This is a genomic window from Sedimentitalea arenosa (assembly GCF_016428585.1).
GTDB lineage: Bacteria > Pseudomonadota > Alphaproteobacteria > Rhodobacterales > Rhodobacteraceae > Sedimentitalea > Sedimentitalea arenosa.
Window position 1 is genome coordinate 24,445 of sequence record NZ_JAELVR010000016.1, and the last position, 23,801, is coordinate 48,245.

Here is a 23,801-nt window from a genome sequence, read left to right on the forward strand (position 1 = left end):
GCGAAAGGAGCGCTCCGTATACACGCTTTGTGTTCGGGAGCAAGCTTGATCGCGCTTGCCATGCGCCCCGAGCAGGACAGATAGAATACCAAGAGATTTCGCGGGCGCGAGAGGGCAATGATGAGATCAGGATGGATGGCAGCGGGACTTGTCGTTTGGGCCGGCATGGCGTCTGCCGAACCGCGAACCTACAGGCTGGACCCCAGTCACAGCCAAGTCCTGTTCAGCTACAACCATCTTGGCTATTCGACCACCTGGGGCATGTTCTCGGGCTTCGACGGCGACATCCTGTTCGACCGGAACAATCCCGCGGGATCAAGCGTGTCCGTCTCAATCCCGACGGTATCGATGTTCACTGGGTGGCAGGCGCGGTTCGATGCCTTCACGTCTCCCGATTTCCTCGATGCGGCAGCCCATGACATGATCACTTTCACCTCGACAGCGATCGAGGTGACTGGCGAGACCACCGCGCTGATCTCCGGCGATCTGACCCTGAACGGGGTTACGCGGACGGTCGTTCTCGATGCGCGCCTGAACCAGGCCGCTCCGCATCCCATGGAGGCTCGCGACTGGGCCGGGTTCGACGCCACCACGACACTGAACCGGTCCGATTTCGACATGGGCCAGTTCGCCCCCTTTATCAGCGACGAGGTCGAGTTGCGCATTTCCGTCGAAGCCTTCGCCGTCGAGTGAGCGCGCCGCGTGATTCTTGGGCTTGCCTGATCCACCGTGATTTAGCAGGTTGAAGGCCCGAGAACGAGGAAACCGATCATGAGACACCTGAGGTTCGTGGTGCCCTTTCTGCTGTTCGCGCTGGCCGCTCAGGCAGAAACCTGGCTGGCGAACCCGGATCACACCGAGGTGCGCGCCTACTGGGACCATGCGGGGTTCTCGGAACAATCGCTGGAATTCACGCGGTTTGACGGATCGCTGCAATTCTCGCTGGATGATGTTCCGCAATCCAACGCCTTCTTCGCGATTCCGGTGGAAAGCATGGTGACGGGAGTCGCGCAACTGGACCGGGATCTGCGCGGGCCGACTTTCTTTGACGTCGAGCGCTATCCCAACATCACCTTCCAATCGACCGGATTTCAACAAGTTGGCCAGCGTGCGGTGAAGGTCACCGGCGATCTGACCATCAAGGATGTCACAAGGGAGGTGGTGTTCGATGTCACTGTGCGCAACGTGGGCGACCATCCCGTGGGACGCTTTTTCGAGCCGTTTCAAGGCAAGTGGCTGGGTGTGACGGCGGTCACCGAGATCAAGCGGTCGGATTGGGGCATGGGCGCCTTTGTCCCGATCGGATCGGATGAGATCCGGATCGAGATCAATTCCGAGTTGAGAGCGCAGGACTAGGTACGACGGCGGTTACTGCTCCGGCGTCGCTCGTGTCGCGGTCAGGGTGACGGACACTTCGACGTCAAAGCCCAGCATGCCCTCGTCCGTCACGGTTGAGCCGATATCGTAGTCGAGGCGATTGAGTTGTGTTGTGCCCGAGATGTCGGCCCTGCCGTTGGCGAGGTCGAGCGTGAAAGGCAGGCGAACCGGCACCGAGGCGCCTTTCAGCGTCAGGGGTCCTTCGGCGATCAGCCCTGTTTCAGTCACCAGGATGTCGCCCTCGAAGCGCGCGGTCGGATGCCGCTCCGTATCAAGGTATTCCGGACCCATCGCCTGTTCTGTGACCAGCCCGAGAGTGAGAGAGTCGACAGCGATGGTCACCGAGACGATCCCCGCGCGTCCGCTCTCGACCGTTTCATCGAAGGTGATATCCGCCGACCAGGTGCTGAAACTGCCGGTGACCGTGCTTCCCAGTTGGGTGATCGTGAGCCCGAGTGTGCCGTCCGTTACCTGCCAGTCCGACCCGGAAGTCGCACGCGGTGAATCGGTGAGGCTGCCGCCGCGCTGGTCATCGTAGAGGCCGGTTGCAAAACCGATGCCGAGCGCGACGCTCCAGACCGCGAGTGCGGCCAGAATGGGGGCGATGGCCTTGGGGGCAGGCGTTACCTGCGTGCCGTTGTGCCGGCCGAACCACATGCGCTGCAAGGTCGTGTCGCGATCGATCAGGTGATGTTTCAGTGCGCCGGCCACGTGCAGGAGGATGGAGATCACCAGAACCCGCTCGAACGTGACGTGCAATCCCGAGAATAGATCGGCAAGGCGAGGAGACGCGGGAATGAACGGCAGGGCCTGACCAAAGGGCCAGAGGATTGGGGCGAACCCTGGAGCTGCCGAGTGGGCGGCCCAGCCGGTCAAGGGAACCAGCAGCAGAGAGCCGTAGAGCAACCAGTGCACCGTCCGGGCTAGAAACACCTGGACGCGCTGCTCGGCCGAAACGGGGCCGGGCTTGGGTTGGCTCAGCGCCCAGGCGATGCGGGCGAGGGCCGTGCAGAAGATCGCGACCCCAACCGTCTTGTGCAGCGAGAACAGGAGTGCCGCGCGCGCAATCGTATCCGGATCGGCGCCGCCCTCGGGCAAAATGAGTGCTTCGGCCATGTCCTTGGCAATTATTCCGAGCGGAATCACCGTCAGGATCAGCAGCGCGGTCAACCAGTGAAATGACTTGGTAATGACGCCATATCCGGCGGCGGTGTTGGCAAGGCGCATTCGGTGCTCCGTGATATGAATTCAGAATAGGGTAAAATCGGCTTTGGACAACGCGCGCGTCGACCGAAGGAGCAAGCTGTTTGCAAGCGGCGTTGCCTCTTTACCGCCTGCGGGCTATGCCAAGGTCGGACAGCGGAGGCAGGATATGAGCAAAGCATTTGTTTTTCCCGGACAAGGCGCGCAGACCATCGGCATGGGCCAGGCATTGGCCGAAAACTATGCCGCTGCGCGGGCCGTTTTTGACGAGGTCGACGATGCGCTGGGCGAAAAACTGAGCGACTTGATCTGGTCGGGCGACATCGAGACCCTGACCATGACGCAAAACGCGCAGCCGGCCCTCATGGCGACATCGCTTGCGGCGCTGCGGGCGCTCGAGGAGGAAGGCATCACCCTGTCGCAGGCGCAGTTCGTCGCAGGGCATTCGCTCGGCGAATATTCGGCGTTGGCGGCAGCTGGCGCGCTGAGCGTGAGTGACACCGCGAAACTGCTGCGCACGCGGGGTCTGGCCATGCAGGAAGCGGTTCCGGTCGGGGTTGGCGCGATGGCGGCCCTGTTGGGGTTGGAACTCGCTGCGGTACGCGAGGTAGCCTCCGAGGCGGCGCAGGGGCAGGTCTGCGAAGCCGCCAACGACAACGACCCGGCGCAGGTTGTGGTGTCGGGCAACAAGGCGGCGGTGGAGCGCGCGGTCGAAATGGCGAAGGAGCGCGGCGCAAAACGCGCTGTCATGCTGCCGGTCAGCGCGCCGTTCCATTGCGCCCTGATGGCGCCAGCGGCCGATGTGATGGCCAAGGCGCTTGCAGATGTAACGATCGCCGCGCCCAGCGTGCCGCTGGTCGCCAATGTGACGGCCGAGCCGGTCAGTGACCCGGACCGTATCCGCGACCTGCTGGTGCAGCAGGTCACAGGCGCCGTGCGGTGGCGCGAGAGCGTTATGGCGATGGCACAGGCAGGTGTGACCGAGATCTGGGAGATCGGCGCCGGGAAGGCATTGTCGGGCATGGTGCGGCGGATCGACCGGTCGATCGTTTGCCGTGCAGTCGGCACGCCCGAGGAGGTGAAAGCCGCTGCGGACTCGGCGGCCTGACTGCGATCACATGATTATCGGCACCGCGCAACGGTGCAGGAAAGGAACAGGATATGTTTGATCTTACGGGAAAAACCGCGCTCGTCACCGGTGCCTCGGGCGGTATCGGCGCGGCGATCGCGCGCGCGCTGCACTGTGCCGGTGCCACGGTCGGGTTGTCAGGCACGCGAGTCGAGCCGCTTGAGGCCCTGGCCGCCGATCTGGGCGAGCGTGCGCATGTATTGCCCTGCAACCTCAGCGACCTCGACTCGGTGGATGCGCTGCCGAAACAGGCCGCCGAGGCGATGGGCGGTGTCGACATATTGGTGAACAACGCGGGCATCACGCGCGACAACCTGTTCATGCGGATGTCGGATGATGAGTGGAACAGCGTGCTGCAGGTGAACCTCACCTCGACCTTCAAGCTGTGCAAGGGAGTCATGCGCGGGATGATGAAGGCCCGCTGGGGACGGATCGTGAATATCAGCTCGGTCGTCGGCGCCACCGGCAATCCGGGGCAGGCGAACTACGCCGCGTCCAAGGCCGGCATGATCGGCATGTCCAAAAGCCTCGCCTATGAAGTCGCCAGCCGCGGCATCACGGTGAATGCGGTGGCACCCGGGTTCATCGCAACCGCCATGACCGACAAGCTGACGGATGACCAGAAGTCAGGAATCTTGAACCAGGTGCCGGCAGGTCGGATGGGCGAGGCGGATGAGATCGCTGCGGCAGTGCTCTATCTCGCCAGCCCGGAAGCCGGGTATGTCACAGGTGCGACCCTGCATGTGAACGGAGGGATGGCGATGCTTTAAGGCGGCGCCGAAGTTGCGCGTCGTGCAATACACGGACCTGCTTTGCAGATGCAGCATGATCTGAGGCTTGTTTCGTTTCGCGAAAGCCCCTATCTGCCGCTCGGGTTTGGACCTCCGGCCCGTAATCGTAAACCGTTTGCCTAGGCGTAACTCTATGCTATAGGCGGCGCATATTTCAGCAGGGGGCCGTCGGCCGCGCCTGACTTACCCGGGCAACCGGGATCTAGCCGCCTGACAAGGGCAAAACCAACCTACCCCGAAGCGGGCAAGGGCAGACTTGGGCAAAATGCCCGTTATGGAATGAGGACTAATCATGAGCGACGTCGCAGACCGCGTTAAGAAAATCGTTGTGGAGCACCTTGGTGTTGAAGAAGACAAAGTGGTCGAAGGTGCCTCTTTCATCGACGATCTGGGCGCCGACAGCCTGGACACCGTCGAACTGGTGATGGCGTTCGAAGAAGAGTTCGGGATCGAAATTCCCGATGATGCGGCCGAGACCATCCAGACGTTCGGCGATGCAGTGAAATTCATCTCCGAAGCGTCCTGACGCAACGGACCGGAGAATTTGATCGGCGGTCCCCGGCGGGGGAACGCCGATTTTTTTTGTCCGAACGACTTGTGACTTGCATCCAGGCGGGCGCTGCTGCCAGTCATTGGGCCAATGAGACAGGCAATCCCTGCGGTAGAGACATGAACCGCGCGACACCCAACATCAACACAGCCCGTCTGACCCTGCGCGCGATGCGGCCAGAGGATTTCGACCGCTATGCAGAGATCTGGGCACAGCCCGAAGTCGTCCGCTTTTCCGGTGGTCGTCCGTTGTCGCGTGGCGAGGCGTGGAATGCGTTCCTGCGCAACGCGGGGCATTGGCAGATGACGGGATTCGGCCAATGGGCCATCGCTGAGCAGCGAACGCGGCGGATGGTCGGGCACACCGGGTTCTGCTTTTCCGCGCAGGGCTATGGGGCGGACTTCGATCCGTTCCCCGCGGCGGGCTGGGTACTTGCGCCCGAGGCGCAGAGCAAGGGGTATGGCGTCGAGGCGACCTCTGCCGCGCATGACTGGTTCGACCGGATCATGCCCGGCAAGCTTGTGACGTCCGTGCATGCTGAGGACATCGGCTCGCTGCGGCTGGCAGCAAAGTTGGGCTATGAGGAAATGCAGGAAATCACGCATGGCGACGATTCGGTCGTTCTGCTGCGGCGGACCGGCCCTCCCGCCGCGCTCTGACGCCGCAAACGGGTCAGTCTGCGCCGGATTACGCGATTTGGCATGTCTCCACTGTGCTATCCTGTCCGCGTTCCGAAACCGGCAGCAGGGAGTGCGGCCATGTTGGTCTTTCCGACGATCGAATTACAGCGCGGACGGTGCGTCTCGCTAGAGAAGGGGCGGCTGGACCAGGCGACGATCTGGCATGTCGATCCCGTCGAAACCGCACGCGGCTTCGCCACTGCGGGAGCGGAATGGATGCATGTAACCGATTTCGACGCGGTCGAGGGCCGCGATGACAACAGCGAGTTGATCGGCGAGATCATTCGCGCGGCCGGTATCCCGGTGCAGTTGGGTGGCGGATTCCGCAGTCGCGAGTCGGTCGAACGCTGGATCGAACGCGGCGCGGGACGCATCGTGATCGGCACCCTGGCCGCCCGCGATCCGGACCTGGTCCGTGAGTTGGCCAAGTACTACCCGGATCAGATCGTGCTGGCGGTGGATGTCTGGCGGGGACAGGTCATGACAGAAGGCTGGCGGACTCCCAGCGCTTTCACACCTGATGGTTTTATCGCGGCCTTTGGTGACACGCCGTTTGCGGGGCTGATCATCACCGACATAGACAGCGAGATCGAAGATTTGGATGCGCAACTTGGCCTGATCTCGGGACTGGCGGCGCAGGCGCGCATCCCGGTGATCGCCAACGGAGTCGTGCACTGTGTCGATGACATCGCCCGTTTGACCTATGTCCAGAACATCTGGGGCGCGTTGGTCGGCAGACCGCTGTTCGAAAAGACCTTTGCGCTGTCGGAGGCCCTTTCGGTCGCGCGGCCGGGGCGTGAGGAAGTGGCCGAATTTCAGTAGGGAACAAGCACGCGCCGGCGCTGGGATAAGAACCTTTAGCGGGCAAAAACGCGCCGGTTGGGGACAAGCTGCGCCCTTGCCCCCATCCCCCGGTGCAGGGTAAGAGCGTGGTCCAACAGGACACGGGCAAGAGGGCAGGTCATGCGCAGAGTGGTCGTTACAGGGCTGGGGCTGGTCACTCCCCTGGCAAGCGGTGTCGAAGAAAGCTGGAGCCGCATTCTGGATGGTCAGTCGGGTGCCGGACCGATCACGCTGTTTGATGCGGCGGCGAGCGGCGTCACCACGACCTATGCCTGCGAAGTGCCCAAGGGTGACGGCAGCGATGGCACCTTCAACGCCAACGACTGGCTGGAGCCCAAGGAACAACGCAAGATTGACGATTTCATCCTGTATGGGATCGCGGCGGCCGAAATGGCCGTCAGGGATGCGGGATGGACGCCGGACGACGAGGCGGATCGACTGCGCACTGGCGTGATGATCGGGTCGGGCATCGGCGGTTTGAATTCGATCGCGGACACGGCCGTGATGATCAAGGAGCGCGGTCCGCGCCGCGTGTCTCCCTTCTTCATCCCCGGTGCATTGATCAACCTGATTTCGGGTCAGGTCAGTATCCGCTTCGGATTCAAGGGGCCGAACCATTCGGTCGTCACGGCCTGCTCGACCGGAGCTCATGCGATCGGGGATGCCTCGCGCCTGATCAAGTTCGGAGATGCGGATGTGATGATCGCCGGTGGTGCCGAGGCGGCCATATGCGAGATCGGGATTGCCGGTTTCAACGCTTGCAAGGCGCTGAGCACGAAATTTGGAGACAATCCGCAGGCGGCGAGCCGCCCCTATGACAGGGACCGTGATGGTTTCGTGATGGGCGAGGGAGCCGGTGTGGTCGTCCTTGAGGAATACGAGCATGCCAAGGCGCGTGGCGCGCGGATCTATGCCGAAGTACTTGGATATGGTTTGTCGGGAGATGCCTATCACATCACGGCGCCGTCCGAGGATGGCGAGGGCGGTGAGCGGTCGATGCGCGCCGCACTCGGACATGCGGGGCTCGAGCCCAAGGACGTGGATTACATCAATGCGCATGGCACCAGCACCATGGCGGATACGATCGAGTTGGGCGCGGTCGAGCGGATGATGGGCGAGGCCGCCGGCAAGGTCACGATGTCTTCGACGAAATCTGCCACCGGGCACCTTCTGGGGGCGGCCGGTGCGATCGAGGCGATCTTTTCGATCCTCGCGATCCGCGATCAGGTCGCGCCGCCGACGATCAACCTCGACAACCCGGCTGTGGACACGTCCGTCGACCTGGCGCCGAACGCCAAGCGCGAGCGTGAGATCAACGTCGCCCTGTCCAATTCCTTCGGCTTCGGCGGGACCAATGCCAGCGTCGTGTTCGGGAAACTTGGGTGATGTGGCGCAGCCTCGCCTCGAACATGCTGACCTTTCTGGTGGTGGGGCTGTTCCTTCTGGTCGGCGTCGTCATTTGGGGGCAGTCGCAATACACCGCGCAGGGACCGCTTGAGGATGCGATCTGTCTGCGGGTCGAACGTGGGTCGAACATGGGGGCGGTCAGTCGCGAGCTCGAGGCGCAAGGTGCAGTTCGGGACGGTCTGATCTTTCGTCTGGGCGCGGATTACACCGAAAAGTCACAGCAGTTGAAGGCGGGCAGCTTTCTGATCCAGCCGGGCGCGTCGATGGAAGAAATCGTGGACCAGGTGACACGGGGGGGGGCAAGCACCTGTGGCACGGAGATCGTGTATCGCGTCGGGGTCACCCAGACCGAGGCGCGGGTCCGTGAACTGAACCCGTCAACGAACGAGTTCGTCGAGTTGGTCGCCTTTGACCCCACGGCTGAGGACGCGCCTGACGTGTTCGCCGAGAAACGCGCGCAACCGGACACGCGCTATCGCATCGCCTTGGCGGAAGGTGTGACCAGCTGGCAGGTGGTCGAGGCGTTGAAGGCGATGGACATGCTGACCGGCGAGGTGGCGGAAGTTCCTCCGGAGGGGATGCTGGCACCCGACAGCTATGAGGTTGTGCCGGGCGTGGCGCGCGAAACGGTATTGGCCCGGATGCAAGAAGTTCAGCAGCTGCGCATCAATGCCGCGTGGGAGAGCCGTCAGGACGGGCTGCCGCTGGACAGCCCTGAAGAAATGCTGATCCTGGCATCGATCATCGAGAAGGAGACCGGCGTGCCCGAGGAGCGGGGTCAGGTCGCGAGCGTATTCGTGAATCGCTTGCGCCAGGGCATGCGCTTGCAGACCGACCCGACGGTGATCTATGGAATCACACGGGGGCAGGGCGTTCTGGGGCGCGGATTGCGGCAGAGCGAACTGCGCGGGCGCACAGCCTGGAACACCTATGTCATCGATGGCCTGCCGCCGACCCCAATCGCCAACCCGGGAGTCGCGAGCCTGCAGGCTGCGGTTGCGCCCGAAAACACGGATTTCGTCTTTTTCGTGGCGGATGGTTCTGGAGGCCACGCTTTCGCGCGGACGCTGGAAGAGCACAACCAAAACGTTGCAAAGTGGCGCGAGATCGAGGCGGAGCGCGCGAACAACTAGTCTTCCGGTGCGGCGCTCAGGTTCGTAGGACTTAACTTTTCATTAATGATACCGTACGGTTAGCGGATCTGGCCGTTGCGAATTCGCTTGACAATGCGATCGCACTCGTCTATAGGTTGTGCCATGCTAGGAGAAGTGAATGAACGGCCGTGGGATCGTATCCCATAGGCCGTTTTTTCATGTCTTTCGTGCGGAGAGTGATCACGCATGAGGCAATGAGCAAATATGACTTTGATTACCCCGGACGAGTGCGTTTCGAGATCGGCTGATGTTTACAAGTCGCTTCTCGAGTCACTTTCAAGATTGCGGGAGCAGGCGGAAGACCTGCGGAAGCAACTGGAAGCCGGGGAGGATGCGGATTTAGCGGACGGTAGTAAGCGGGTCTTGACGGTCGACAGGCTGGTCATGTCCTGCCAGAGAGCGGAGATTATCCTTGCGGAGCAGCAAAACAGAAAACTTGGCATCGTCAGGGGCGGATACGCCCTCGACCTCGACGCCGCCCGACATGAGGTCGGGTGCCGTCTGGCTCGCCTCCGCAGATGCGGAGACTAGGGAAACATTTCTAGATGACATCGGAGAGGGAGGGCTTTGCGCCCTCCCTTTTCTTTTCGAGTTCTGGGCCATGGACCATCAGTTGCCGCCCGAAGGCGACTGGCGGACATGGGTCATCATGGGTGGGCGCGGTGCGGGCAAGACCCGGGCCGGTGCAGAATGGGTGCGTGCGCAGGTCGAAGGATCCCGACCGCTGGATCCCGGTCCCAAGAGCAGAGTTGCCCTGATCGGCGAGACCTATGATCAGGTCAGAGACGTGATGGTCCATGGCGACAGCGGCATCCTTGCCTGTTCGCCCCCGGATCGGCGCCCCACCTGGAAGGCGAGCGAACGCAAGCTTGTCTGGGAAAACGGAGCCGAAGCGAAAGCCTATTCGGCGCAAGACCCGGAAGGGCTGCGAGGACCACAATTCGATGCGGCCTGGGTGGATGAGCTTGCGAAGTGGAACCGGGCGCGGGACACATGGGACATGCTGCAATTCGCGTTACGGCTTGGAGACTTGCCCCAGGTCTGCGCGACGACGACCCCGCGCAACGTGGGGCTACTGAAAGAACTGCTTCAGCTGCCGTCGACTGTCGTGAGCCATGCGCCGACCGAAGCCAACCGGGCGAACCTCGCGGCGAGTTTTCTCGAGGAGGTGAAAGCGCGCTATGCCGGCACCCGGTTGGGGCGTCAGGAACTGGACGGAATTCTTCTGGCGGATGCCGACGGGGCCTTGTGGACGACGGAGATGCTGCAGGCTGCACGAGTCGCGCATGTGCCGTCGCTCGACCGGGTGATCGTTGCGCTCGACCCTGCGGTGAGTTCCGGTGCCGGATCGGATGAATGCGGGATCGTCGTGGTCGGTGCTCAGACAAAGGGTCCGCCTCAGGATTGGCGGGCGTTCGTGCTGGAGGATTGCACGGTCAGAGGCGTCGGACCGACAGGTTGGGCACGCGCGGCCATCGCGGCAATGGATCGTCATGGCGCCGAGCGGCTGGTGGCCGAGGTCAACCAAGGCGGGCAGTTGGTCGAGGAGGTCATCAGGCAGGTCGATCCGCTGGTCCCATACAAGGCCGTGCATGCGGCGCGCGGCAAGTCCGCGCGCGCCGAGCCCGTAGCCGCGCTCTATGAGCAGGGTCGGGTGCGCCACGTGCGGGGGCTGGTCGACCTTGAAGAACAGATGTGCCTGATGACGCCGCGTGGCTACGAGGGTCAGGGGTCGCCCGACCGGCTGGATGCACTGGTCTGGGGCTTGCACGAACTGATGATCGCTCCGGCGGCGGTCTATCGTCAACCCCGCCTGCGAGTGCTCTGACCAGAGCCCGCGACATGGGTGTTGCGAGACCACCGTACGGTCGGTTTCACGAAAATTTCCAAAGATAGTTCAGAACGGTTCGCACAGGACCGGGCGGCACGGAAGACGCGTGCGGTGATGATGAACAGACAGGAGCGTCAACGATGGTATTTGATTTCTTGCGTCGGAATGCGGGAGCTACCGTTCCCGAGTCCAAGGCAAGCGCAACTGGACCGGTTGTGGCCTATCACGGAGCAGGACGGGTCGCCTGGAGCCCTCGGGACACGGTTTCTCTCACGCGCACGGGATTCTCGGGAAACCCGGTTGGATTTCGATCGGTCAAGCTGATCGCGGAAGCGGCGGCGGCGCTGCCGCTCGTGCTGCAGGACCGCATTCAGAGATACGACGTTCACCCTGTCCTGAGCCTCGTGCAGCGTCCGAACATGGCACAAGGTCGGGCCGAGCTGATGGAGGCGCTCTACGGGCAGTTGTTGCTGTCTGGCGACGCTTACGTGGAAGCGGTTGCCGGCGAGGCGGCCGTTCCGCTGGAGCTGCATGTGCTGCGCTCCGACCGGATGAAGGTCGTTCCGGGCAATGACGGCTGGCCCATCGGATATGAATACACGGTCGGCGCGCGCAAGCACCGCTTCGACACCACCGGAACGCAATCGCCCATCTGCCACATCAAGTCTTTTCATCCCCAAGACGACCATTACGGGTTTTCCCCGATGCAGGCGGCGGCGATGGCGGTAGATGTCCACAACAGTGCTTCGCGCTGGTCCAAGGCGCTGCTCGACAATGCGGCGCGCCCGAGCGGTGCGCTGGTCTACAGCGGCACGGATGGTCATGGTGCCATGGGCGACGACCAGTACCGCCGCCTGAGCGAGGAAATCGAAGCAAACTATCAGGGTGCGCGCAATGCAGGGCGGCCGATGGTTCTGGAGGGTGGTCTCGACTGGAAACCGATGGGGTTTTCGCCCAGCGACATGGAGTTCCAGAAGACCAAGGAATCGGCTGCGCGCGAGATCGCCTTGGCCTTTGGTGTGCCGCCGATGCTGATCGGCATCCAGGGGGATGCGACCTATGCGAACTATCAGGAAGCCAATCGCGCCTTCTACAGACTGACGGTTCTGCCGCTGGCCACGCGCGTCGCGTCGGTGCTGAGCGACTGGATATCGCAATTCAGTGGCGAGGCCTTGGAGTTGAAACCCGATTTGGATCAGGTGCCTGCGCTATCCGCAGAGCGCGACGCGCAATGGGCGCGTGTGGCGTCGGCCGATTTTCTGACCGACGCGGAAAAGCGTGCGCTGTTGGGGCTGCCTGCGTTGCCCTACGGAGAAGATGATGGATGACCGGAACTTCAGGTTGGAGTCCTTCGAATGCGCGCCCGGGCTGCGGCTCGCGGCCCACGAACGGGTCAGTCAGATCCATCACGAGAACCTGGTGCGGAGGTTGGACCGACTGGACGAGATGATGGAGCGGCTGGAACGCAAGCTGTGGCTGACCGTCTACGGAGTGGTCGGCGTGATCCTCTCGCAGGCCGTGCAGTCATTCATCGTGGCAACGCCGTGACCGCATCCGCAAAAACGTTTGAAAAGGAGAAAACCGTGGAAACGGACAACGGACTGGAACACAAGTTCGCCCGCTTCGGAGACGGGTTGAGTGTCAGTGACGGCACCATGATCGAGGGCTATGCCAGTCTGTTCGGGCAAACCGACCAAGGCGGTGATGTCGTTCGAAAAGGCGCCTATGAAGCTTCGCTTGTCGCGCTTCAAAAGGTTGGCCAACGGGTCAAGATGCTTTGGCAGCATGACCCTGCGCAGCCCATCGGCGTCTGGGACGAAGTTCGCGAAGACGATCAAGGTCTCTGGGTCAAAGGACGGCTGCTGGACAGCACCCAGAAAGGACGCGAGGCCGCGGCGTTGATTGCAGCAGGGGCGTTGGACGGGTTGTCGATCGGATACCGGACCCTCAAGGCAAGCAAGACGGAAAAGGGCCAAAGGCTCTTGACGGAACTGGAGCTTTGGGAGGTGTCGCTGGTGACCTTCCCAATGCTGCCCAGTGCGCGGGTTGCGGCGAAGGGTGACAGCCTGGCAACCGAAGCGACCCTGCGTGAATTGGCGGCGACACTTCATTGTGCGCGGCTGGAGCTGGCGCGCCGTTAACCGCGCCTTTCAATCACCCACAGACAGGATGTTCTGATGAGCAAGACCGACGGGCTGGCGCTGGCCGGCGAAGGTGTGCCCCTGGTTCAGGAGGTGAAGCAGGCGATGACCGGCTTCGTAAACGAATTCAAGGGCTTCCAGGAAGAAATTCAAACCAAACTCAAACAAGCAGAAGAGCGACTGACCATGCTGGATCGAAAATCTCAAACCGCGGCACGTCCGCATCTGTCCGCGGCAACCGACGAGGGCGCACCGCACCAGAAAGCCTTCAACGACTACCTGCGGTCGGGCGATGACGACGGCCTGCGAGGGCTCGATCTGTCGGGCAAATCGATGTCGACCGCGGTGAACAGCGACGGCGGCTATCTGGTCGATCCGCAAACCGCGGACTCTGTTCAGTCGGTCCTGCGTTCGACCGCATCGATCCGTTCGATTTCTTCGGTGGTCAACGTCGAGGCTACCAGTTTTGACGTCTTGGTCGATCATACCGACGTCGGTGCCGGATGGGCAACCGAAAGCGGTGGGCCGGCCGAGACCGATACGCCGCAGATCGATCGGATCACCATTCCGCTGCACGAGCTGAGCGCGCTGCCGAAGGCGAGCCAGCGGCTGCTGGATGACAGTGCATTCGACATCGAGGGTTGGTTGGCCGGTCGGATCGCAGACAAGTTCGCTCGCGCTGAAGCGGCCGCGTTCCTGAAAGGTGACGGGTTGGACAAGCCCCGTGGTATTCTGAACCACAACAAGATTGACAACGACGTCTGGACCTGGGGCAATATTGGGTACATTCCGACCGGAACAGACGGTGATATCGGTGCGGGTGACGCGATCGTCGACCTGGTCTATGCCCTCGGTGCCCAGTATCGCGCAAATGCCACTTTCGTGATGAACTCGAAGACTGCGGGTCTGGTGCGCAAGTTGAAGGACGCAGACGGCCGGTTCCTTTGGTCGGATGGTCTGGCCGCCGGCGAGCCCGCTCGCCTGATGGGGTATCCCGTCCTGATCGCAGAAGACATGCCCGATGCAGCAAGCGACTCCTTCTCGATCGCGTTTGGTGATTTCCGGGCCGGATACACCATCGCCGAGCGTCCCGATCTTCGCGTTCTGCGCGATCCGTTCAGCGCGAAGCCGCATGTCCTGTTCTATGCGACCAAGCGCGTTGGCGGGGACGTTTCCGATTTCGCTGCCATCAAGCTGCTGAAATTCGGCGTCGCCTAAGGCGGAGCCGGGTGCAGGGGCGGGCAACCGTCCCTGCGGTGGGCACGTGTCTGGCGAGATCCCTCATGTTGTCTAGCTGCTCCCCTCCGTCCGAGCAACCTGGGGCAGGGCGTGTCCACCACATCGAAATGAACCGGCCCGGATGGGTCCGAGCCTTCGGAGAGAGTTGATGATGTTGATCGAAGAAACCACCGTCCCGGATGCGGCGCTGCCGGTGGATGAATTCAAGGCGCATTTGCGTCTGGGAACCGGGTTTGGCGAGGACAACCTGCAAGACAGTGTCCTGAAGAGTTTCTTGCGGGCGGCCATTGCAGCTATCGAGGCACGCACGGGCAAGGTCCTGATCACGCGCGAATTCAGTTGGTCGCTGACCAGTTGGCGAGACAGGACTGGGCAGACCCTTCCGGTGGCTCCCGTGAGTGAAATTATCGGTGTTAAGTTGATCAATACACTGGACGACGAAACGGATCTTCCGAATGACCGGTTCAGGCTCGAACGCGACAGCCAGCGCCCGCGTCTGCGTCCGTCAGGTAGCCTTTTGCCAACGATCTCGACCGGAGGGTCGGTGCGGATATTGTTCCGGGCAGGTTTTGCGGCTGATTGGGGCGGCTTGCCGGCCGATCTGGGCCAGGCGGTACTGTTGCTTGCTGCTCATTACTACGAGTACCGCAACGAAACTGCGCTGAGCGACGGTTGTATGCCCTTCGGCGTGACCAGCCTCCTGCAGCGGTATCGCACCATGCGGATCGGTATTGGAGCGTCGCTATGAATGATCATCGTCTGAATCGCCGTCTGATTCTGGAAGCACCCGATCGAATCGCGGACGGTGCCGGCGGGTTCTTGGAATCTTGGGTGGAACTCGGCGAACTCTGGGCGGACGTTCGATCACGAACAGGCCGCGAGCGTAATGGCGGCGATTTTCCGGTTTCGACGGTCAGCTATCGCATAATCGTTCGCGGATCGCCGATTGGCTCAGCTGCGAGGCCCTTGCCTCAACAGCGGTTTCGCGACGGGGCACGGGTCTATGTGATCAACGCGGTTGCCGAGCTTGATCCGAACGGGCGCTACCTGACCTGCTTCGTGGACGAGGAGGTCGCCGCATGAGTTATGTCTTTGCGGAAGCTCTCCAGTCCGCCGTATATCAGCAGCTTACCAATGCCTCCAGCGTCACCGAAGTCGTCGGCGATGCAATCTACGATGCACTGCCCAAGGGCAAGGTTCCTGACATCTACGTTGTTCTTGGACCGGAAACCGTTCGGGACAAATCCGACTCGAGCGGTGCAGGCGCGGAGCACAGGTTCCTAGTTTCCGTCGTTACCGACGAAGCTGGGTTCGGGAAGGCAAAGCGCGTCGCGGGCGCTGTCTGCGAAGCCCTTGAAGATGCTGACATCGCGCTTTCGCGAGGACGTCTCGTCGGGCTGTGGTTCGATCGTGCCAATGCGCGACGGGCCGGGCAGGCAGGCCGTCTGCGCCGCATCGATCTGCGCTTTCGAGCACAGACTGAAGACAACTGATCAAGAAAACTTGGAGACGCGACATGAGTGCTCAGAATGGCAAGGACCTGTTGGTCAAGGTGGACATGACCGGAAGCGGTCTATTCGAAACGATCGCTGGCCTGCGGGCTACGCGCATCAGCTTCAATGCCGAAAGCGTGGATGTGACCAGCCTTGAAAGCCAGGGCGGCTGGCGCGAACTGTTATCTGGCGCGGGCGTAAAGTCGGCGGGTATCTCCGGATCGGGTGTATTCAAAGACGCCGGGACGGATGAACGGGCGCGGCAACTATTCTTTGATGGTGAAACGCCTGATTTCCAAGTGATCATTCCCGACTTCGGGATCGTGGAGGGTCCCTTCCAGGTGACTTCGATCGAGTACGCTGGGAGCCACAACGGAGAAGCGACCTATGAACTGTCGATGGCAAGCGCCGGCGCATTGTCGTTCATGGCTCTTTGAATGATGGCCAATCCATGGACAGGAGAGGTGGTGCTGGTGCTCGATGGCGAGCGCCGGACGCTGAAGCTGACACTGGGTGCGTTGGCGGAATTGGAGCAGGTGCTGGAAACACCGTCTCTCGTCGCGCTGGTGGAACGATTCGAAAGCGGAGTTTTTTCGACGCGCGATGTTCTCGCTCTGGTGTCGGCGGGTCTGATGGGCGGAGGCTATGAAATGTCGGCGATCGAAGTTGGTCGGGCTGAAATCGATGGCGGGCCGATGGCTGCAGCAAGAGCAGCGGCCGAACTATTGGCCCGTGCGTTCATGGTACCCGGGGAAAAATGAGCGGATTTGACTGGCCGGCCCTCATGCAAGCGGGGCTGCAGGGGTTGCGTTTGAAACCGAGCGAATTCTGGAGCCTGACCCCAGCAGAACTTCGTTTGATGCTCGGTCACGGCGCAGTGCAAGGCGCGCTGTCTCGAAGCGGACTCGATGCGCTGATCGCGGCGTATCCAGACAAAGAACGAGGAGACGATGATGAGTGAGAATGACGGAATCTCGGATCTTGAAGAACGCGCTGAAGCGTTGGAAGACAGCCTCGGTGCCGCCGCAACGATGGCTGCGAGCTTTGACTCGGAGTTAAAGCGCATGCGCGAATCCTTTGCCACGACCGGCAAAGATGCAGCGAGCTTGGAGCGAGGCTTGTCGAAAGGGCTTCGACGGGCGTTCGACGGCGTGGCGTTCGACGGTATGAAGTTGTCCGACGCGCTGGAGACAGTTGCGCAATCGATGATCCAGACGACATACTCGGCGGCCATCAAACCAGTCGCGAACCATTTCGGCGGGTTGTTGGCCAAGGGTGTCAACGGTCTGGTGGAGGGTATTCTGCCTTTTGCCGATGGCGCCAGTTTTTCACAGGGACGGGTTACGCCTTTTGCCAATGGAGGTGTCGTTTCTGGTCCGGTGACGTTTCCCATGCGGGGTGGAATCGGGCTGATGGGAGAGGCCGGACCGGAAGCCATCATGCCACTTGCACGAGGCGCAGACGGGAAGCTGGGCGTGCGGAGTGCGGGCGGGCGAGCCGTGAACGTCGTTATGAACATCAGCACTCCAGACGTTCAGGGTTTCAATCGGAGCCAAGGTCAGATCGCCGCCCAGATGAGCCGTGCCTTGGGGCGCGGAAATCGAAACCGCTGAATCGGACGCGAAGGGGAGAAGACTATGAATTTTCATGAAGTGCGGTTTCCTGCATCGCTCAGCTTCGGATCGATTGGAGGTCCGGAACGTCGAACCGACGTGGTGACGCTTGCGAACGGTTTCGAAGAGCGCAACACCCCTTGGGCGCACTCACGCCGACGCTACGATGCTGGTCTGGGTATGCGGTCTCTCGATGACGTCGAAACCCTGATTTCCTTCTTCGAAGCGCGACGCGGCCAGATGTTCGGGTTTCGCTGGAAAGATTGGTCCGATTTCAAGTCTTCGCGGGCTTCCGCGAACATCTCTTTTGACGACCAGGTCATTGGTGTCGGAGACGGTCAAGTGACCGATTTCCCTCTGATCAAGACCTATCGATCCGGCGATTTTTCCTATGCGCGTCCGATTGCCAAGCCCGTAGCTGGAACGGTTCGGATCGGTATCGAACAGGACGAGATGCGAGAAACTGTAGATTTTGATCTCGATATAAGCACCGGAGTCGTGCGGTTCTCCTCGCCTCCGGCCGAGACCATGCGGATCACGGCAGGTTTCGAGTTTGATGTGCCGGTTCGATTTGACACGGATCGAATTCAGACGAGCGTGGCCAGTTTTCAGGCCGGTGATGTTCCGAATGTGCCGGTTGTGGAGGTGCGAATCTGATGGCGGGTATTGATGCAGAATTTACAGCACATGTCGAAACCGGTGTGACAACTCTGTGCCGGTGTTGGTCGATCTCTCGCTCAGATGGAACTCGTTTCGGTTTCACCGACCACGACGAAAATCTTGCTTTTGATGGGTTGGTTTTCAAAGCTGATACTGGGTTGTCGGCGCTGGCATTGCAGCAGAGTACCGGATTGTCGGTGGACAATACGGAGGCGATCGGCGCGGTGAGCGATGCATCGATCCGGGAAGATGATATCCAGGCCGGTCGTTTCGACGGTGCGGAAGTTCAGGCTTGGATGGTGAATTGGGCTGATGTTTCTGTTCGATGGTTGCAGTTTCGCGGTTCGATCGGAGAAATCCGAAGGGGCAGCGGTGCATTCCATGCTGAGCTGCGCGGTCTGACGGAGGCGTTGAACAGGCCTTTGGGCCGGATTTTTCAAAAGCCTTGCACGGCAGTCTTGGGCGATCGAGCTTGTGGTATGGACCTAGGTGAGCAGGGATTTTCACAAGAACTCGAAGTCGAAACTGTCGACGAGTCTAGGCGCTTTCATTGGACTGATTTTGACACGTTCGAACCAGGATGGTTCGCTCGGGGAAGGTTGCTTGTCTTGTCCGGAGAAGCGAAGGGTTTGTGGGCGTCCATCAAGCGGGACACCTACGAGGCGCCGACGAGAAAGATCGAGGTTTGGGAAGCCATTCGTCAAACGGTTCGCCCGGGTGATCGAGTGCGCTTGGAACCCGGATGCGATAAAAGATTTGAAACCTGTCGGTTCAAATTCAATAACCTGATCAATTTTCAAGGCTTTCCGGATATTCCTTCGGAGGATTGGGTGATGTCTGTCCCTAGGCAAAATGGAACGAATTCCGGTGGGAGCCTTAGGTAAATGGGGGATCGTGAGGAAGTCGTTCGCATCGCAAAGACCTGGATCGGAACGCCTTATCGTCATCAGGCAGCTTGTCGTGGCGCAGGGACGGACTGCCTAGGCCTGGTGCGTGGTGTTTGGAGGCAGTTGTTCGGATGCGAACCCGAAGAGGTTCCGGCCTATTCGATGGATTGGTCCGAACCTTCCGGCGACGAACAACTGTGGTTGTCGGCCCGCCGGCACCTGGTTGAAGTTCCAATGCACGAAGCCGCGCTTCAGCGGGGCGACGTGATCCTGTTTCGCATGCGTGATCAATCTGTAGCCAAGCACTTGGCAATCGTCTCCGCAACTGACGACAAGCCCGCCTTCATTCATGCGTATTCGAAGCACGGCGTTGTCGAAAGCGCTTTGAGCGCTTCGTGGATGAAGAAAATTGTTGCCCGATTCAAGTTTCCACTGGAGGTGGTCTGATGGCTACTGTTGTTCTTTCTGCTGCAGGTGCAGCACTTGGTGGTTCGATCGGTGGCACAGTGGCCGGTCTATCTACAGCGGTGATTGGGCGCGCTGTTGGAGCGACATTTGGGCAGGTGATCGATCAGCGTCTGTTGGGCCAAGGCGCTGAAGCTGTTGAAACCGGGAAAGTCGATCGGTTCCGTCTGACCCAAACGGGCGAAGGCAATCCGATCGCCCAAGTCTTCGGGCGCTCCCGAGTGGGTGGTCAAGTGATTTGGGCTTCGGACTTTCGTGAAGAATCCACTACCAGCGGCGGTGGCAAAGGTGGAAGCAGTTCGCCCACAACCACGACCTATAGCTACAGTGTTTCGTTGGCTGTTGCGATATGTGAAGGCGAAATATCCACGGTCGGCAGAGTCTGGGCTGACGGCGAGGAAATTGCCCGTCGTGATTTGAACATGCAAATCTACACTGGTTCGCAAGAGCAGCTTCCCGATCCTACCATCGAGGCGATCGAAGGGCGTGGTCAGGTGCCGGCGTATCGCGGAACGGCCTATGTCGTCCTTGAAGACCTGGCTCTGGAGCGTTTCGGGAACCGGGTTCCGCAGTTTTCGTTCGAGGTGGTGAGGACAGAGCAGCGCGACTCCTCGACTTTTTCGGAAGACCTTCCGCAGTTGATCAAGGGCGTCGCCCTGGTTCCTGGTACCGGTGAGTATGCACTGGCCACCACTCCCGTTCACTACTCGAAGGGACCGGGAAGCAATTGGGCGGCCAACACGAACAGCCCGATGGGCCGAACAGATTTTCTGGCGTCCTTGGCACAGCTCCGGGAAGAACTGCCGAACTGTTCTGCTGCATCCTTGGTCGTTTCCTGGTTCGGAAGCGACCTGAGATGTGATCGTTGTACGATCAAGCCGAAGGTCGAGCGCAGCGAGTTCGATGGGGGCAATATGCCTTGGAGCGTCGCTGGCGTTTCGCGATCCGCGGCGCAGACCGTCCCCCGAAAGAATGGCCAACCTGTATATGGTGGTACCACGGCCGATGCAGCCGTCGTTGAAGCCATCCGGCACATGAGGGCATCTGGTCAACGAGTCATGTTCTATCCGTTCATCCTGATGGATCAGCTTGCTGACAACCGTTTACAAGATCCCTGGACCGGTTCTGATAGTCAGCCAGCGTTGCCTTGGAGGGGCAGGATCACCCTTTCCTCGGCCCCGCCGCGCGCGGATTCTGCAGATGGTTCGGAAATGGCCGACGATCAAGTCCGGAGTTTCTTTGGTGAAGCCAAGGCATCGGACTTTCAGATCCTTGATGGGTCCGTACGCTACGATGGTCCAGCCGAGTGGGGCATGCGGAGGTTCATCCTGCACTACGCGGCTCTATGTGCTGCGGCTGGCGGCGTATCTTCGTTCTGCATCGGGTCCGAAATGAGAGGTTTGACGCAGATCCGGGGAGCGACCGGTTTTCCAGCTGTGGACGCACTCAAGGAGCTTGCAGCCGAAGCTCGCGCCTTGCTCGGACCGAAGACCAAGATCGGGTATGCGGCTGACTGGTCGGAGTACTTCGGCTACCAGCCACAGGATGGTTCCGGCGACCGATACTTCCATCTTGATCCGCTTTGGTCGGATGCGAACATCGATTTCATCGGTATTGACAACTACATGCCGCTCTCGGATTGGCGCGACGAGGACAAGCACGCGGATGCGGAATGGAAATCTGTTTATTCGCCAGACTATCTTCGCGCCAACATTGAGGGTGGTGAAGGTTTTGACTGGTTCTACGAGTCACTGGAGGCGGCTTCGGCTCAGGTCAGAGTCCCTATTGAAGATCTGGAACACAATGAGCCGTGGATCTGGCGATACAAGGATCTCCGTAACTGGTGGAGCAACGAGCACCATGAACGGATTTCTGGAGTCCGACAGGCTACTGCAACTGGTTGGGTTCCGCATTCGAAACCAATTTGGTTCACAGAACTTGGCTGTGCCGCCTTGGACAAGGCAACGAATCAACCCAACAAGTTTCTTGATCCCAAATCGTCTGAATCGAGCTTGCCCAAATTCTCCAACGGACTGCGGGATGACCTGATCCAGCGTCATTACCTGCAGGCCATGCTCGGCTATTGGAGCGACGACGCCAACAATCCAGCCTCTGATCTGTATGAAGGTCGAATGATCGACATGCAGAACGCCTATGTATGGGCGTGGGATACGCGTCCATTTCCAAGGTTTCCAAACAATCTTGGTTTGTGGGAAGATGGGAAAAACTATGCGCGTGGTCATTGGCTCAATGGACGAGTCGGTTCGCGCAGTCTCGCTTCGGTGGTAGAGGAGATCTGCCTCAAGTCAGATCTTAAGCAAATCGACACCTCACGGCTATTCGGTGTGGTGAGAGGATACACTGTCGATCAGGTCACAGATGCACGAAGTGCTTTGCAGCCTTTGATGCTGAGGTTTGCTTTCGACGCGATCGAACGGGATGGAGTTCTTAAATTCGTTTCTCGGGACGGAACGAACGTACAGACAATCGATAGCAACGAATTGGCAGAATGCGCTGACATCGAGGGCTTGGTGCAGTTCAAACGAGATGCCAACGCCGAGGTGGCGGGACGGGTCAGAGTTCGATTTCTGCAATCCGAAGGTGACCACGATATTGTCTCGGAGGAAGCGGTTCTGCCGGACACTTCAACTCATTCTGTCACGACGAATGATCTCGCTTTGTCGATGACACGTGCCGAGGGCCGCCAGGTCGCAGAACGATGGCTTGCTGAATCGCGTGTCTCCCGCGATTCAGCAAGCTTTGCGCTGCCGCCATCGAAGATCGGGATTGGAGCGGGTGATATCGTGCGGTTTTCGAATAGTGAAAACCAACCCGAAGCACTCTTCAGGGTCGATCGTATCGAACTCGGGGAATTGCAGATCGCTGAAGCTGTACGTATCGAGAGCGAGGTTTACCTGCCTTCTGAAATGGCAACAGACGTGCCAAGTGTGAAAGCCTTTGTACCTCCCACTCCTGTTTTTCCACTCTTTCTCGATTTGCCGCTGATGACGGGGGATGAAAAGCCGCACGCGCCTCACTTGGCGATTACGGCTCAACCGTGGCCTGGGGCTGTCGCGGTCTATGCATCGGAGGCGGATGAAAACTATCGTATGAGCGAAATCGTTCCGCGGAGATCTGTCGTTGGGCAAACAGAGTCCATCCTTGCGAGAGCTACGCCAGGACTCTGGGACGAGTCCGTTGGGGTACAGGTCAAGCTTCTGAGTGGTGGGTTGGAGTCACGATCAGCCGATTCTGTTCTTAGCGGAGCCAACCTTGCAGCCATCGGCGACGGCAGTTCGCAAAATTGGGAACTGGTCCAGTTCAGGACCGCAGAATTGATTGAGAAGGACACGTATCTCTTGAGGAGTCTCTTGAGAGGGCAGCTCGGTACTGACGCTGCAATGAAAGATGTCTGGCCCAAAGGCTCGTGGTTCGTGTTGTTGGATGATGCACCTCAACAGATCGGTTTGAACAGTGTGCAACGTCGTCGGGCAAGGCACTACAGAATTGGCCCGGCTCAGAGTCGCTATGACGATCCTTCGTTCCAACACTTGGTTGAAACCTTCGATGGAGTTGGCCTGCGGCCTTACTCGCCATGTCATATCGAGTGCAAAGAGGCTGGTAGCGGAGACTTGGTTTTCGAGTGGATTCGAAGGACGCGTATCAATGGTGACAGTTGGGATCTAGTCGATGTGCCAATTGGGGAAGACAAAGAGCAATATCTTGTTCGGGTTGCTCAAGGAGATCGTGTGCTTCGCGAAGAATTCGTTGAAACCAGCTCTTGGACTTACCTTTCATCCTTGCGAAACGGTGACGGTCTGTCCGGTGCTCTTCGCTTTGAAGTCGCTCAGGTCTCGTCGATTTTTGGTCCTGGCCCGTTTTCATCATTGGCGATCTCATAGCGCAATGAACTTTTCCCTACCTCGCGTTTGAAGCCGGTTTGATTGAGTAGCCCCTTTTGTCTCGCGTCAGCCGATACATCAGTGAAGCAGACGCTGGCGATATTCGGCATTCCCAGACGCACTTAATACGATTGGTATGCGCGGTGGAGCGAGGGTAGTCTTGAACTTCAACATTCGCTGTCCGGAAGATTCAGATGGTCTGGATGCTCACCCTAGAGGTCGTTTTGGCGATTCGGCTATCTGCGCTTGTCGTGTTTTTCTGCCGTCTTGCGTTGTTTTCGACTGGGGATGCCGAGGCGTATCCCTTTGTCTGAGGTGCCCCTGGTTTCCTTGACACGTGCCTGATTCGGTTTCTGCTGTCTGATCTCGAAATCAACGGGCGACAGCATGCCGTTGTTCGCGTGCTTGCGCTTCGGGTTGTAGAACATCTCGATGT

At 60.0% G+C, this 23,801-nt stretch carries 27 protein-coding genes; 25 read left to right on the forward strand and 2 right to left on the reverse strand.

Features of this window, described 5'->3' with window-relative positions:
* The first annotated feature begins 120 nt into the window (after positions 1-120).
* Both JF290_RS18930 and JF290_RS18935 read left to right on the forward strand, forming a co-directional pair.
* On the forward strand, positions 121-693 hold the full coding sequence (locus tag JF290_RS18930; protein WP_199026490.1) for a YceI family protein: 573 nt from the start codon (positions 121-123) through the stop codon (positions 691-693).
* A gap of 78 nt (positions 694-771) precedes the next feature.
* On the forward strand, positions 772-1,356 hold the full coding sequence (locus JF290_RS18935) for a YceI family protein (RefSeq protein WP_199026465.1): 585 nt from the start codon (positions 772-774) through the stop codon (positions 1,354-1,356).
* A 12-nt stretch (positions 1,357-1,368) separates the two neighbouring features.
* On the opposite strand, the gene JF290_RS18940 is transcribed toward JF290_RS18935, so the two are convergent.
* A complete protein-coding gene (locus JF290_RS18940) occupies positions 1,369-2,604 on the reverse strand; it encodes a cytochrome b/b6 domain-containing protein (RefSeq protein ID WP_199026466.1) in 1,236 nt (411 codons plus the stop codon).
* Positions 2,605-2,749: 145 nt separating this feature from the next.
* Here JF290_RS18940 and fabD point away from each other — a divergent pair, with 145 nt between their 5' ends.
* From fabD to JF290_RS19055, 23 genes are all read left to right on the forward strand, one after another.
* The gene (fabD, locus tag JF290_RS18945; RefSeq protein ID WP_199026467.1) at positions 2,750-3,688 is read left to right on the forward strand and encodes an ACP S-malonyltransferase; all 939 of its coding nucleotides are present in this window, start codon (positions 2,750-2,752) and stop codon (positions 3,686-3,688) included.
* Positions 3,689-3,741: 53 nt separating this feature from the next.
* Complete coding sequence (gene fabG / locus JF290_RS18950) at positions 3,742-4,479, forward strand: 3-oxoacyl-ACP reductase FabG (RefSeq protein WP_199026468.1); 738 nt, start codon at positions 3,742-3,744, stop codon at positions 4,477-4,479.
* Positions 4,480-4,792: 313 nt separating this feature from the next.
* The gene (locus JF290_RS18955; RefSeq protein ID WP_199026469.1) at positions 4,793-5,026 is read left to right on the forward strand and encodes an acyl carrier protein; all 234 of its coding nucleotides are present in this window, start codon (positions 4,793-4,795) and stop codon (positions 5,024-5,026) included.
* 143 nt (positions 5,027-5,169) lie between these two features.
* The gene (locus JF290_RS18960; RefSeq protein WP_199026470.1) at positions 5,170-5,709 is read left to right on the forward strand and encodes a GNAT family N-acetyltransferase; all 540 of its coding nucleotides are present in this window, start codon (positions 5,170-5,172) and stop codon (positions 5,707-5,709) included.
* 99 nt (positions 5,710-5,808) lie between these two features.
* Positions 5,809-6,552, forward strand: a complete 744-nt coding sequence (locus tag JF290_RS18965; protein WP_199026471.1) for a 1-(5-phosphoribosyl)-5-[(5-phosphoribosylamino)methylideneamino]imidazole-4-carboxamide isomerase — start codon at positions 5,809-5,811, stop codon at positions 6,550-6,552.
* Positions 6,553-6,693: 141 nt separating this feature from the next.
* Positions 6,694-7,959 carry a beta-ketoacyl-ACP synthase II gene (fabF, locus tag JF290_RS18970; RefSeq protein WP_199026472.1) on the forward strand — a complete coding sequence of 422 codons (1,266 nt, stop codon included), beginning with the start codon at positions 6,694-6,696 and terminating at the stop codon, positions 7,957-7,959.
* Positions 7,959-9,113 (forward strand): endolytic transglycosylase MltG, encoded by a 1,155-nt coding sequence (gene mltG, locus JF290_RS18975; protein WP_199026491.1) that lies wholly within the window; start codon positions 7,959-7,961, stop codon positions 9,111-9,113. The genes fabF and mltG overlap by 1 nt, the downstream gene beginning before the upstream one ends.
* A 505-nt stretch (positions 9,114-9,618) precedes the next feature.
* Positions 9,619-10,962 (forward strand): DNA-packaging protein, encoded by a 1,344-nt coding sequence (locus JF290_RS18980; RefSeq protein ID WP_199026473.1) that lies wholly within the window; start codon positions 9,619-9,621, stop codon positions 10,960-10,962.
* A 143-nt stretch (positions 10,963-11,105) separates the two neighbouring features.
* The gene (locus JF290_RS18985; protein ID WP_199026474.1) at positions 11,106-12,293 is read left to right on the forward strand and encodes a phage portal protein; all 1,188 of its coding nucleotides are present in this window, start codon (positions 11,106-11,108) and stop codon (positions 12,291-12,293) included.
* Positions 12,286-12,513, forward strand: coding sequence for a GTA head formation protein, RCAP_rcc01685 family (locus JF290_RS18990; protein WP_425503972.1), 228 nt, complete (start codon positions 12,286-12,288; stop codon positions 12,511-12,513). The genes JF290_RS18985 and JF290_RS18990 overlap by 8 nt, the downstream gene beginning before the upstream one ends.
* A 35-nt stretch (positions 12,514-12,548) precedes the next feature.
* Positions 12,549-13,106 (forward strand): HK97 family phage prohead protease, encoded by a 558-nt coding sequence (locus JF290_RS18995; protein WP_199026476.1) that lies wholly within the window; start codon positions 12,549-12,551, stop codon positions 13,104-13,106.
* A gap of 36 nt (positions 13,107-13,142) precedes the next feature.
* Entirely contained in the window at positions 13,143-14,324 is a 1,182-nt protein-coding gene (locus tag JF290_RS19000; protein WP_199026477.1) for a phage major capsid protein, read from the forward strand.
* 169 nt (positions 14,325-14,493) lie between these two features.
* A complete protein-coding gene (locus JF290_RS19005; RefSeq protein WP_199026478.1) occupies positions 14,494-15,093 on the forward strand; it encodes a head-tail connector protein in 600 nt (199 codons plus the stop codon).
* Entirely contained in the window at positions 15,090-15,428 is a 339-nt protein-coding gene (locus JF290_RS19010) for a head-tail adaptor protein (RefSeq protein ID WP_199026479.1), read from the forward strand. Before JF290_RS19005 ends, JF290_RS19010 begins: the two co-directional genes overlap by 4 nt.
* Entirely contained in the window at positions 15,425-15,838 is a 414-nt protein-coding gene (locus JF290_RS19015; RefSeq protein WP_199026480.1) for a DUF3168 domain-containing protein, read from the forward strand. Before JF290_RS19010 ends, JF290_RS19015 begins: the two co-directional genes overlap by 4 nt.
* Before the next feature lie 23 nt (positions 15,839-15,861).
* A complete protein-coding gene (locus JF290_RS19020) occupies positions 15,862-16,275 on the forward strand; it encodes a phage major tail protein, TP901-1 family (RefSeq protein WP_199026481.1) in 414 nt (137 codons plus the stop codon).
* Between the two features lie 3 nt (positions 16,276-16,278).
* The gene (locus JF290_RS19025; RefSeq protein WP_199026492.1) at positions 16,279-16,599 is read left to right on the forward strand and encodes a gene transfer agent family protein; all 321 of its coding nucleotides are present in this window, start codon (positions 16,279-16,281) and stop codon (positions 16,597-16,599) included.
* Entirely contained in the window at positions 16,596-16,799 is a 204-nt protein-coding gene (locus JF290_RS19030) for a rcc01693 family protein (protein WP_199026482.1), read from the forward strand. Before JF290_RS19025 ends, JF290_RS19030 begins: the two co-directional genes overlap by 4 nt.
* Complete coding sequence (locus tag JF290_RS19035) at positions 16,792-17,451, forward strand: phage tail tape measure protein (protein WP_199026483.1); 660 nt, start codon at positions 16,792-16,794, stop codon at positions 17,449-17,451. Before JF290_RS19030 ends, JF290_RS19035 begins: the two co-directional genes overlap by 8 nt.
* A 24-nt stretch (positions 17,452-17,475) precedes the next feature.
* Positions 17,476-18,108: a DUF2460 domain-containing protein gene (locus JF290_RS19040; protein ID WP_199026484.1), complete on the forward strand. Its 633-nt coding sequence runs from the start codon at positions 17,476-17,478 to the stop codon at positions 18,106-18,108.
* A complete protein-coding gene (locus JF290_RS19045; RefSeq protein WP_199026485.1) occupies positions 18,108-18,995 on the forward strand; it encodes a DUF2163 domain-containing protein in 888 nt (295 codons plus the stop codon). The genes JF290_RS19040 and JF290_RS19045 overlap by 1 nt, the downstream gene beginning before the upstream one ends.
* Positions 18,996-19,445: an NlpC/P60 family protein gene (locus JF290_RS19050; RefSeq protein ID WP_199026486.1), complete on the forward strand. Its 450-nt coding sequence runs from the start codon at positions 18,996-18,998 to the stop codon at positions 19,443-19,445.
* Complete coding sequence (locus tag JF290_RS19055) at positions 19,445-23,365, forward strand: baseplate multidomain protein megatron (RefSeq protein WP_199026487.1); 3,921 nt, start codon at positions 19,445-19,447, stop codon at positions 23,363-23,365. Before JF290_RS19050 ends, JF290_RS19055 begins: the two co-directional genes overlap by 1 nt.
* 236 nt (positions 23,366-23,601) lie before the next feature.
* On the opposite strand, the gene JF290_RS19650 is transcribed toward JF290_RS19055, so the two are convergent.
* A partial coding sequence (locus tag JF290_RS19650) for a hypothetical protein (protein ID WP_233155595.1) occupies positions 23,602-23,801 on the reverse strand: 200 nt, incomplete at its 5' end.